Source organism: Parasutterella sp. (assembly GCF_057870745.1).
The window spans coordinates 1-11,068 of the sequence record NZ_DBMALT010000059.1; the positions used below are offsets into that span (position 1 = coordinate 1).

The window sequence follows — 11,068 nt, forward strand, 5'->3', positions numbered from 1 at the left end:
ACCTAGACAACCAAAAAAAATATGGAAACAGGTCTTGCTTCGCAAGACTAAAGAAAAACTTTATCCTAAAGTGCTTGACAACTACCGGGGTTCCAGAGATTCTTTTTAGGACTAGATAAAAACACGGAGATCTCAGATTTTTTAGTCAGTTTTAAAATGACTGAGCAATCAACCTCATTATTTCTACTAAAAATTAAGGCTCAAATGTCCAAGGCACTTCACATTCATTCAAAAGACAACACCGCTGTCTGTACCTCAGAAGTCAAAGCTGGAGAAGAAGTCGAAGTCATTGATTCCGATGGTTCCAGAAGCTTCATCAATGCAGTAAGTTCCATTCCTTTTTGCAACAAGATCGCGTTAATCGATATCCAAGAAGGAGAAGAAATTTTTAAATATGGCGAAGTTATCGGCAAAGCGATTGCGTTCATTCCTAAAGGAACTTTGGTGAATCATCTCAATATCGCGAGCCAGCCGCGTTCCTACGCTGAAGAGTACGTATTAAAAGGAAAATACAAATGAAATTTTTAGGCTTCAAACGAAAAGACAGCTCTGTCGGTGTACGTAATCACGTTCTCATTCTTCCTTCCTGCGCGTGCGCGTCAGAAACTTGCCGTGTGGTTGCTTCTCAAGTTCTAGGGACTAAAAACGTCATTATCAATGTCGGCTGCTCTGATGTCACAGCAAATACAGAAATGACTCAGCGAGTGCTGACAGGATTTGCGCTAAACGCTAATGTTTTCGGAGTTGTCGTTATTGGACTTGGATGTGAAACTGTCGGGCATCGAGAGCTCGCAGAAAAAATCCGCATGTTGTCCGATAAACCGGTCGTTTCTTTCGGAATTCAAGAAGAAGGCGGAACCATCAAAACAGCAGCTCTTGCCGTTGAGGCGGCTCGGAAAATGGTTGAAGAGGCAAGCAAGCTGCAAAAAGTAGAGTGTGATGCTTCAGATCTTTTTGTTGCGATCGAATGCGGCGGATCGGATGCAACCAGTGGGATTGCGTCCAATCCGGCAGTCGGGAGTATGGCCGACAAAATCTATGATCTTGGCGGCACAACGATGATGAGCGAAACCGTTGAGTTCATAGGCGCTGAGCATGTTCTCGCCAAACGCGGGGAAACACCCGAGATTCATGATCAGATTATTCGTATCTGTGAAGAGTATGAAAAACATCTCGCCCTAGCTGGGCAAGATTGCCGATCCGGCCAGCCTACGCCCGGTAACAAAGTTGGCGGTTTGTCGACAATCGAAGAAAAAAGTCTCGGTTGTATCCATAAGGGAGGAACTCGTCCGGTTTCCGAGGTTCTCCAAGAAGCAGCGAGGCCAACTAAGAAAGGTGCTCTCATTATGGATACGCCAGGGTATGACATTTCTTCTGTCACGAGTATGGTCGCCGGGGGCGCGACGATTGTGGTCTTCACAACCGGCCGAGGCACTCCGACCGGCCATGCGCTAGCTCCAGTAATTAAAGTTACTGGAAATCCATTGACTGCGGAAAGAATGAAAGACAATATGGATATTGATGTTTCCGGTATTTTGGAGGGAGAAGAAACGATTAACCAGGCCGGGGAGAGAATCCTGAAAGAAGTGTTGGAAGTCGCCGGCGGCAAGGTAACAAAAGCAGAGGCTTTAGGCTTTTCTGATATCGCTGTTGATCATGTTTGCCGTTATATCTAATTTTGCAAAAAACATGGACGACTAAAAAATGCGCCCGGCAAGTTGCCGGGCGTCTGATTAGTAAATGTGGTTATTGATTGACAGTTTCAGGCTGAGCCCAGACTTTGATTTCCGACAGTTTTCCTGTGTATTTAGTTACGCTGACAAGACCTGAAGAGGCAACATTGCCGCAAGCTAAATCAGATGTAGGAATATCCATAGTCAATGTATTGGAGTTGCCATGAATGTCCAATAAAGTGCCGTCAGTCATCTTGACGGGCTCATACCAGGCACCGTGATGAACAACAACCGTGTCTTTTCTGATTCTGTCCGTGACATAAGCACCAGCTAGTAGCGCACTGCGGTCATTTTTAACCAGAACGATATCTCCGTCTTCAATACCGAGTGATTTTGCGTTTTCCGGATTGATCCAGATCGGTTCGCGCTTCAAAATATTTGCAAAATCATGGTTGGAAGTACCGTCAAGCTGGCTGTGCATACGATAGCGACTCTTACAGGCCATATATGCAAGCGGATATTTCTTGTTAGGTGTATTGAGGCCCTCGGTCGGCTCTAAATAACTCGGATGACCTAAACAGCTCTTGTAACCGTAACTTGCTATCTTGGGACTGTAAATCTGAATTAAGCCGCTTTCCGTACCAAGAGAATTTCTCTTCGGGTCCTTGCGGAAATTAGCGAATGCAACATAGTCTCTTTCCTGCGGACGCACGTCAGAGAGGAAGTAGCCTTTCTTCCAGAAGTTTTCAAAGGATGGCAGCTTGACTCCCATCTGTGCTCCGAACTTCCTGGACTGCTCGTAAATGAACTTAATCCAATCCATTTCGCTTCTTCCCTCTGTGAATTGGTCTCCGCACCCCATTCGTTTGGCTAATTCACTGAAGATCCAATAGTCGGGCTTAGATTCATATTGAGGCTCGATTGCCTGCTGCATCGCAACGATACCGTCATTGGAATAAGTTCCGATATTGGTAATATCGTTGTGTTCGAACTGGGTTGCCGCCGGCCCACATTACCATCTTAACTTCAGGATAAGTGACCTTTGTTCCGTTGAAGTCGATCGTTTTTCCTGGATGCAGGAAGCAGTCTACAAAGCGGGCGACAGGGATTACCTTGCTGCCTTTCCAGGCCTTGTTGTAAGGAAGGACAGGTTCGACCGAAGCAGGCACGCCTCCGACAAAAGGACCGTAAGCAGCAGGGGATCCTCCGCTTGAATATTGATAATTTGTCCCTATCCCGCCTCCAGGCAATCCGATCTGTCCTAAGGCTGATGCTAAGGCAAAACCCATCCAATGGGGCTGTTCGCCGTATGGAATGCGCTGAATCCCCCAGCCCATCATGATCATAGTGCGGTTTTCTTGAAGCTCGTGTGCTAAAGATTTGATTTTTGATTCAGGGACACCTGTCACTTTGGATGCCCAAGCAGGAGTTTTCTCAATACCGTCAGTTTTACCCATGACGTACGCATTGAATTCTTTCCAACCGGAGGTGTACTTATTGATGAAGTTGTGATCACATTTCCCGGTCTTTTCCAGCTCGTGGATCATGCCTAGCATCAATGCACAGTCAGTACCCGGAATCGGTGCAATCCATTCACTGTTGAGATATTCTGCGGTGTCTGTAGCAATAGGGTTGATGGAGATGGTTTTGATGCCGGAATCTTTGAGGGCTCTAAAGTAACCGGCAGCGTTATGCAGAGTAGTTACCCAATCAATATCATCTGTGACGAGGGGGTCTGCTCCCCAAAGGACAACACGTTTACTGTTTTTAAGAACATTATCCCAGCTCGTGGAGGTGGGGTCCGACATGCCGACCACATAGGGCAAGATACGGCCAATGGCTGCCGTTGAATAGCTGTTAGTGGTTTGGATGAATCCGCCGCAAAGGTTGAGTAAGCGCTGCTGCAAATTTATGGCCGCATTGACCTTACCGCTGGACATCCAACCGTAAGAACGACTGAACATCGCGCTCGGGCCGAAATCAGCGTAAATACGTTTCATCTCATTGGCGACCAAATCTAACGCTTGATCCCACGAAACTCTTACCCAGCGGTCAGTGCCGCGTTTTTCTCGAGAGGCGGGACCATCTTTTAAGTAACTTTCCCTGACCATCGGATAATGGATTCGTGAGGTAGAATAAGGCAAATTGCAAAGACCGTTAATATTCTGAGAAGGCGCGTAGTCGTACTCAAACGGGTGAAGTGCCACCATTTTTCCGCCGCGAACCTGAGGACGGACGATGCCCCAGTGACATGCCGTAATGCATGATCTTTCGTTTAGCGGAGATTTTCCGAGAGAGAAAGTCTCTGTTAGGCTAAGGTCAGGAAGCGGCTCCGGCAAGAAAAGAACGTCTAGAAATAGAAGTCATAAATTGTGTCCTCTAAAGGGAGAGGTCTCATTTTTTGGGGAGAGACTTCCGTAAATGATAAAGATTCTTAACTAAAGTTGCCTTGGGGTTCTCCTTAATTTTTGAATAGCTTTTCACCCAAAAATTAGGCATTTAGTCTATAAAAACAAGAAATTCTTGGCGTTAATTTTCATTATTAGCGGGTGTTGATTCTCGGCTCATCGTTTATTACAAAACTAATTGAGAAAAAAGCTCTCTGAGATGAATTGATCTTAGAGAGCTCAATTAGAAAAATATATTTTTTCTTAATCAATAACTAAAGCGCCTTGATTGTTTTGGGTTTCTTCTACAGCTTTATCTTCTGCAAAATAACTATTAATTGAAGAAATAACTTCAGAAGTGTGCGCTTGAGGTTTTGTTATAAACGAAACGCTAACGAAAATAATCAAAGAAATAAGCATCGAGCAGAGTGCACCCGAAAATCCGAACGGCGAGACTTTGAAGATAAAAGTCATAGATACCATGCAAATTTCACCGATAACGATCGAAGCGATGGCTCCTTCGCGGGTTGCTTTCTTCCAGTACAAACCGCCGATAACGGCCGGAACAAGGACGGCAACTCCGCCGTTAGAAAGTACCAACAGATCAGCGAGGGCTGTTGGGCGAGTTAATGCAAAAACAACCGATGCCAAACCGATAATCAAAACACCGATCTTTGCGACGTTGTAGAGCGTGTTTTCATTGGCCTTTTTGTTCACGAATTTTTTGTAGATATCGGTCGCGACCATCGTAGAAGTTGCGTGCAGCTGAGAATCTCCGGTGGACATGGCTGCTGCGAGAGCTCCGCTGATGATTAGTGCAGCAAATACAGCAGGAGTGTATTTAAGCAGCAGTTCCGGGAAAATCGTATCCGGGGCTGCGATATCAGGCATTAAAAGTCGGCCGATCATCCCGACGCAAGGCGTAAATACGTAAATCATCGTCAGATAGATAGACGAGAAGACGGCTGACCATTTCATGACGTTAAGATTTTTTCCGGCGAAAAAGCGCAAGGTGACCTGCGGGAACATCATCATGCCGAATGTAATGACGATCCAGCGAGAAACCCAGTCCTGAGCGGTTACGACGCCGTTTGGCCCCGGCATTGTGAAGAGTTCCGGCGTATGAGAGAACGCTGCTTGGTAGGCATCTGCAACGGATGGGAAATTTGCAAGGATAACCCAAAGCGAACCGCCGAGTAGGCCGGCGAACATAAATACCCCTTGAGCGGCGTCGGTGATGGCAACACCTTTCATCCCGCCTAACCAGACCAATACGATCATGATGGCAAAGAAAATCAATGCTCCAACGGTGTAGCTCAGCATGCCTCCGGAGATCGTTTGGAAAATGTAGCTGCATCCAATGGCTTGAATCGCCACATACGGGATGGTAAAGATCATCGTGATGAGCGTTACAAGAATGCCTACGGTTTTCGATTGATATACGTCAGAGGCGTAGTCTGATACAGACAAATAACCGTAACGCTTGCCTAAATACCAAAAGCGCCGCCCCCAAACCCAGAAGAGGACGCCTGGAAGAACTGTCCATAATCCGTTGCACCACCAGCCGATACCGTTTTTGTAGGCGAATCCGCCGGCTCCCATAAAGGCATAAGCACTATGGTAGGTCGCTGAGAATGTCAGTGTCAGAATGAAAATGCCAAGCCCACCGCCTGTGGCAAAGTCCTTGATGTTTTTCTTATCTTTTTTGGAGGCATAAAGCGCAATACCTAAAAGTACGGCGATATAGACGGCTAAAATCACTAATCCGATATTCATTTGGACCTCCTACAGTTCAGGCCGCTGCACGGGCACGATGGGTTTTTGGTCCTGCCGACAATCCCACGCTTTGAGTTTGTAGGCAGCAATAATGAAGTCGGCAATCATGACTAAGAACCAGAATTCAAGCCAAATGTACATGGTTGGCCAGCCCAATAAGAGCGGATGTTCTACGCAATAGTCGTTAAACCAAAAGACAATCGGCGGATTGACCATAAGGACGCTGACGATCAAGACTGCATAGAAAAGCTTGTGTCCGAGAGATTTCATAACGTTCTCCTTGGATCAAGCGTTTTGAAGCTGCTCAACGACAGCGATCAAGTTCTTTACTAAATGGTTGTGATAGATCTGTCCGCGGCGAGCGTCGGATTTAGAAGGTTCACCCGTACAACCGCCGGATTTTTTCGCTGCTGCTTTCGCGTGTTCAAGCGTACTCGGGACATAACAAAGTGTGTCATGTTCGTAAGTCGGATCGACAGAATAAAGAGGAGTATCTTTGATTGGATTGTCTATCGCTTTTTCTAAATGAACCATGTCCGGATAGCGAGCCATCATATGAGAAGTTTCTACTTCTTCGGCGTGTCCGACCGGACCGAAGCCCAGTTCCTTCACAATATCCTTGCTCATATAAGCCGGATCAAAAATCTTGACGGTGCAGCCAAGCTTGCTCTGAGCTTTCTGTGCGCAGATCTGCATCCAAACAACGTTCACGATGCGATGACCGTTGATCAGAATAATCTTATTCAGACCGTGAGCATTCAAGGATTCGATGATGTCGTAGGTCAATTCAGACAGTACCTCGGGTCGGATTGTGACGGTCCCCGGTAGTACCATGTGATGGGGACTCCAGCCGAACCAAACTGGCGGAGTCAGGACTGCACCGGTTTTTTCCGCTGCTTCCTCAGCTATAGTCATTGCGACGTAAGTATCCGTGCCTAATGGAAGGTGATAACTGTGTTGTTCCACACTTCCGATCGGGACAATAGCAACGCCTTTGGATCTGGCGATTGCTTCCTTTGCTTCTTCCCAGCTTTTGGTTTGCAGCCAAGCGCTCATTTTTGTCTCCTAGGTTTGAGTTTTTCTTATTAATAATTTAATGAAGGGAAACAGTAAATTAAGAGGTACTGATAGCTTTTTTGCGTGACATACAAAGAGTTAATCAGCAGTAATTAAAGTGTGAACATGTTCACGGACAACCTTCTCAAACATCCCGCTTCCTAAAGGCCAAAAAACCTCTTTACATGTAAAGGTGTAATTTTTGTTAAACTCACCTGACTTTTGAAATCCCTAATGGAGTGATCAGGATATTTTGAAAGTGTTTGAGACAAATGCTTTGGCTTAGGTTTCCCATCTATCTGCCTCGTTAAATTGATATTTGTCTCTGGGATGAACCGATCACAATTGGAAAAATAATGGAATTTTTACAACTAATTTTGGCTTTTATAGCGCTTTTGATTATATGGCTAAGACCCAAAGCAGAGAGTTGGGCTTTTACTGCCATGTGGCTTGGCTGGCTTCTTATGATTTACCTATATGTCGGCCATACATCCGGTGCTCTGTTAGGCAACATGAATCTGTAGGAGACATCGAATGTCAGAAAACAAAAATATTTCTTTAGATACCTCAAGAGGCACTTTCTTCTATTTCCTTCTCTGCACTGCGGCAACCATTGTTTTTCTTTTTCCGGTCGGCATTGCCAACATGGTTTTCGGGTATATCCTCGGCGATTCTCCCTGTACGCTTTGTTGGGGACAGCGAATTGCGATGATTTTCATTGCGCTGTGTGCTTTTTTCATTGTTCGTTACGGATTTAAACCCAAGTACATAGCCTCTCTCTTTATTTTCACCGGTGTGGGTCTTTGGCAATCTTTCCGTCATATCGCTCCGCACTCAGCCCGAGATTTGGATCAAGGCTTTGGCCTAATGGTCCTTGGTGCTCATACATATTTTTGGGCTGAGGTTGTTTTTTGGGCCGTCATTATTCTTCTCGGAGTTATGTTCTTTTTTGCACCTAAAGTATTAGGTCCGGCGAGCGAAAACGGTAATAATTGGCGCACCCTGAATTGGTGGGGAAAACTTTGTTTTTTCCTATCTGCTATTGTTCTCGCTTCTAATTGCCTTCAGGCTGCTGTTTCGACGGGATTTCCTCCTAACTATGGTCAGGGTGATCCGATTCGGTTCTCTTGGGATCCGAAACATATTATTCATACCAGCTCAGGAATGGACGGACATTTCAAAACCATCAGTTTCTTGGGTAAGCGAGATGTGAAAGCTCCGGATTTCGCATTTGCTCCAAACGCAGAGAAGCTAGGCATTTCGTTCAACCACAAAGCGTCAGAGGGACCTCTGAAAACAGAGAAAGCACTTCGAATTGTTTCAGAAGAAAAGATCGGAATTCGTCAGCCATTGAATAGTTTGACTTTCATCAACGGAGAATACGTTGTCAGTTCTAAAAACAATGTTTTCTTCCTGACCCCCGATCTCAAGTTGGTCGATGAGTTTGAGATGGATCCTTTGTATTCTGCCACGATCGATCCGACGGTTGGCCTTATTCCGTGGAAAGACGGCAAGTACTTGTTGATGGGATCTAATAAGAGCTTCCTGAAGTTTGAAAAGAACGTGACTGACGATCCGGACAAACAACTAATCGGAAGGTACTCGGACTTTGTTAAGGGAGAAGATCATTTCTTGGCTCTGGGACGCGGCCGTGTGGACACTGTTCGCTCTAAGTTTCATCATGTCATGAGCGCTGCCTCCGACGGCGAATATAACTATATGGCAACCGTTCCGAATAACCGTGACCACAAAACATTTGTGATTAGTAAACAGCTCATGCAAGACATGGTGACATCGGGAGAATTTACCCCTAAAACTAATCTACTGAAAGAAGGACGAAGTTTGGGTGAACTTTACGTCACGGGCTTGTCGATGTATGAAGGAAAACTGTTTGCGGTGAGTAAAAACTTCAACTGTATCTTTGAGATTGATCCGAAGGACGAGATGATTGATAGGGCTTTCGCTCTCCCTGAGTCTCTTGACGATGTTCGCGGCCTTATCGCGGATAAAGACGGCTTTAAGGTTCTCAATAGGAACGTACTGGTTACCCTGAAATTTTGATAACCGAATTTGAAATCAATCTCACTTTGATTTAAAGGATGCCGGCTTAACGCCGGTATTCTGCCTATTGACAAGGCTGTTAATCTTCAATACCCCGACGCTTCGAAAAATCAAACCTTGAAAGGGCAAATAAGAAGATCGCACCTCTGAAGCACAATTCAAAGGCCATCGCAACCCAGACACCATCCAATCCCATTCGGGATGCCAGGTAGTAAGCCAAGGGAATACGAATGAGCCACATGCTCCCTAAATTCATAAGACTTGGGAACAAAGTGAATCCGGCACTCACAAAAATACTGCAGCTTACAATCGCAGCGGCGAACATCGGCTCGGCAAACGCTTCAATTCGTAGGGCGCTGGAGCCCAATTCGATAATGGATTGATTGGTGGTCATAAAACCGATCATCCAAGGCGCGGTTAAGTACATCACTACGCCCATAGCCGACATGATGACCATCACCATGATGACGTTGATCTTGGCAAATCTTCTTGCCATATCCGGCCGTTTTGCCCCGATGCTTTGTCCTACGATGGTGGATGCTGCATCAGCAACTCCGTAACCCGGCATGTAACACAAACTCTCAGCAGTGATGGCAAAAGAATGGGCTGCCAAAGACAGAGGACCCAGGGGGGCCACAATCATCGTCGTCACGATTTGCGCTCCGCTCATTGCCATTCTTTCAACAGCTATAGGCGAACCGATTCTGAGGACTCTTCTCATACAGAATATCTCAGGAAGGAAAGAGCCCGGATGGCCGGCGAGGGCAATTTTGTCGGACTTCACGACAAGAAACCACAGCAGCAGGCACGTGCTGACCAATTCTGCCAGGATCGTTCCTAAGGCAGCCCCTGCAACATCAAGGTCGGCTCCGGGAACCGTAATGCTGAGCCCCAGAATCTTATAAGTGGCAGTCGGGAAGATAAGAAGCAAGTTAAATATGGCGTCCAAGAAGCAGGTCCCGATATTGATCATGCTCGGAAGTTTCACATTTCCCGTGCTTCTCAGCATGCTTGAAGCAACGAAGCCTAAGAAGGCGGCAGGGGTACCGAGACAAAATATGGCGAAATAAGTTTTAGCATCGGCATACAGTTCAGGGGCGCCCCCGAGCCATGTCGGAACATAGGGGGAAAGAGCAACGCCGACAACAGCAATTGCTATGCTGATAAGGCCGCCGACAAACAATGATTGCCGGAGTACAGATCGGGCCTCATCGAATTGTTTTGCGCCGATTCTTTGTGCGACTTGAACCGTAAAACCTGCAGTGACGGAAGTAATAAACCCCCATACGAGCCAGAGGGAGGAAGACACTAAGCCGATCGATGCAGCAGGGTTCGCGCCAAGGTGGCCGACCATTGCCGCATCGATGTATTGGACCATCACGAAAGAAATTTGAGCAAAAATCGCAGGCAGGCCCAAACGCCAAACGAGTTCGATCTGGTCCCAAACATTTAATTGTTCGCCGTTTCTGATCAAAGAAAACAGCTGTTCCGTTCTTTTATCCTTCATAGCCATAGCTCGAATTCTAGAAGCATTCTTCACCTTAGGAACATTGCGGAATGATTATGAGACCTTATTGCTGTAGAGCTTTTTGTCGCTTCAATTTAAGCTCGGGTTGAATTTTGATTGGTCTGTTAATTCGTTAAGGCAGCTTCAAATGTCTTACAACCGGCAGGTGAGGACTTGCCTCGATCGGTCCCAAAATCCGACGTCCAAGGTCGTCATCGTAGGCTTGAGCTTCAGCTCTTCCATTTTTGTTAACCATTTTGTTCTTGAGCTGGGCGCTCGGGGAAAGAATCAGGAAAATTTTCTTCTAAAATCCTGAGCCTTCGCTAGAAACTTTGAGAACAACGGTTTTAATTCTCAAGTTTTCCTTAATTTTCCTGCTCTTCAAACACCGTTTGTTGAAGTCAACTACCTCGGCCTGAAGGCCGAGGCTTGAAAAAGCCTCTAGTTGACTAGCCTCAGGCTGTCGTTTGGCGGACTACGTTGGTTGAGAATATATAGGCAGTGCGTCAGTTCGGCGCTACATATACAGGCAGGTGAAAGTCCTGTCCCGGTAAAGTCGAGCAGACAGCCGGTACTTAGTCTTGGAGCCGAAGCTGTGAAGCTAGGCT

General features: G+C 46.2%; 9 protein-coding genes and 1 pseudogene. 3 read left to right on the top strand and 7 right to left on the bottom strand.

All coding sequences use genetic code 11. The features are described from left to right. The first annotated feature begins 204 nt into the window (after positions 1-204). Both ACZND6_RS11830 and ACZND6_RS11835 read left to right on the top strand, forming a co-directional pair. Positions 205-519, top strand: coding sequence for a UxaA family hydrolase (locus ACZND6_RS11830; RefSeq protein ID WP_240141276.1), 315 nt, complete (start codon positions 205-207; stop codon positions 517-519). After that, positions 516-1,676: a UxaA family hydrolase gene (locus ACZND6_RS11835; protein ID WP_149879701.1), complete on the top strand. Its 1,161-nt coding sequence runs from the start codon at positions 516-518 to the stop codon at positions 1,674-1,676. The genes ACZND6_RS11830 and ACZND6_RS11835 overlap by 4 nt, the downstream gene beginning before the upstream one ends. Positions 1,677-1,746: 70 nt before the next feature. Here the strand turns inward: ACZND6_RS11835 and ACZND6_RS11840 are convergent, their stop codons facing one another. The 5 genes and pseudogenes from ACZND6_RS11840 to ACZND6_RS11860 form a co-directional block, all read right to left on the bottom strand. Then, positions 1,747-2,607 carry a molybdopterin dinucleotide binding domain-containing protein gene (locus ACZND6_RS11840; protein ID WP_366143030.1) on the bottom strand — a complete coding sequence of 287 codons (861 nt, stop codon included), beginning with the start codon at positions 2,605-2,607 and terminating at the stop codon, positions 1,747-1,749. Continuing rightward, a pseudogene (locus tag ACZND6_RS11845) lies at positions 2,596-4,012 on the bottom strand (molybdopterin-dependent oxidoreductase); the annotation flags it as partial. The pseudogene ACZND6_RS11845 and the gene ACZND6_RS11840, both read right to left, overlap by 12 nt. A 312-nt stretch (positions 4,013-4,324) precedes the next feature. Continuing rightward, the gene (locus ACZND6_RS11850; protein ID WP_293738403.1) at positions 4,325-5,836 is read right to left on the bottom strand and encodes a sodium:solute symporter family protein; all 1,512 of its coding nucleotides are present in this window, start codon (positions 5,834-5,836) and stop codon (positions 4,325-4,327) included. Between the two features lie 9 nt (positions 5,837-5,845). Beyond that, positions 5,846-6,106, bottom strand: a complete 261-nt coding sequence (locus ACZND6_RS11855; protein WP_149879704.1) for a hypothetical protein — start codon at positions 6,104-6,106, stop codon at positions 5,846-5,848. A gap of 15 nt (positions 6,107-6,121) precedes the next feature. Then, positions 6,122-6,892 (bottom strand): creatininase family protein, encoded by a 771-nt coding sequence (locus ACZND6_RS11860; RefSeq protein ID WP_149879705.1) that lies wholly within the window; start codon positions 6,890-6,892, stop codon positions 6,122-6,124. A gap of 534 nt (positions 6,893-7,426) precedes the next feature. Here ACZND6_RS11860 and ACZND6_RS11865 point away from each other — a divergent pair. Next, positions 7,427-8,953, top strand: coding sequence for a disulfide bond formation protein B (locus tag ACZND6_RS11865; RefSeq protein WP_293738399.1), 1,527 nt, complete (start codon positions 7,427-7,429; stop codon positions 8,951-8,953). Positions 8,954-9,032: 79 nt separating this feature from the next. On the opposite strand, the gene ACZND6_RS11870 is transcribed toward ACZND6_RS11865, so the two are convergent. Then, the gene (locus tag ACZND6_RS11870) at positions 9,033-10,460 is read right to left on the bottom strand and encodes an MATE family efflux transporter (RefSeq protein ID WP_293738398.1); all 1,428 of its coding nucleotides are present in this window, start codon (positions 10,458-10,460) and stop codon (positions 9,033-9,035) included. 133 nt (positions 10,461-10,593) lie between these two features. Further along, on the bottom strand, positions 10,594-10,716 hold the full coding sequence (locus ACZND6_RS11875; protein WP_300817013.1) for a hypothetical protein: 123 nt from the start codon (positions 10,714-10,716) through the stop codon (positions 10,594-10,596). Between the last annotated feature and the right edge of the window lie 352 nt (positions 10,717-11,068).

Excerpts from the sequence above, each read along its gene's own strand:
- ACZND6_RS11830 (WP_240141276.1), top strand. The coding sequence starts at position 205 with ATGTCCAAGGCACTTCACATTCATTCAAAAGACAACACCGCTGTCTGT.
- ACZND6_RS11835 (WP_149879701.1), top strand. The coding sequence starts at position 516 with ATGAAATTTTTAGGCTTCAAACGAAAAGACAGCTCTGTCGGTGTACGT.
- ACZND6_RS11840 (WP_366143030.1), bottom strand. The coding sequence starts at position 2,607 with ATGCAGCAGGCAATCGAGCCTCAATATGAATCTAAGCCCGACTATTGG.
- ACZND6_RS11850 (WP_293738403.1), bottom strand. The coding sequence starts at position 5,836 with ATGAATATCGGATTAGTGATTTTAGCCGTCTATATCGCCGTACTTTTA.
- ACZND6_RS11855 (WP_149879704.1), bottom strand. The coding sequence starts at position 6,106 with ATGAAATCTCTCGGACACAAGCTTTTCTATGCAGTCTTGATCGTCAGC.
- ACZND6_RS11860 (WP_149879705.1), bottom strand. The coding sequence starts at position 6,892 with ATGAGCGCTTGGCTGCAAACCAAAAGCTGGGAAGAAGCAAAGGAAGCA.
- ACZND6_RS11865 (WP_293738399.1), top strand. The coding sequence starts at position 7,427 with ATGTCAGAAAACAAAAATATTTCTTTAGATACCTCAAGAGGCACTTTC.
- ACZND6_RS11870 (WP_293738398.1), bottom strand. The coding sequence starts at position 10,460 with ATGAAGGATAAAAGAACGGAACAGCTGTTTTCTTTGATCAGAAACGGC.
- ACZND6_RS11875 (WP_300817013.1), bottom strand. The coding sequence starts at position 10,716 with ATGGTTAACAAAAATGGAAGAGCTGAAGCTCAAGCCTACGATGACGAC.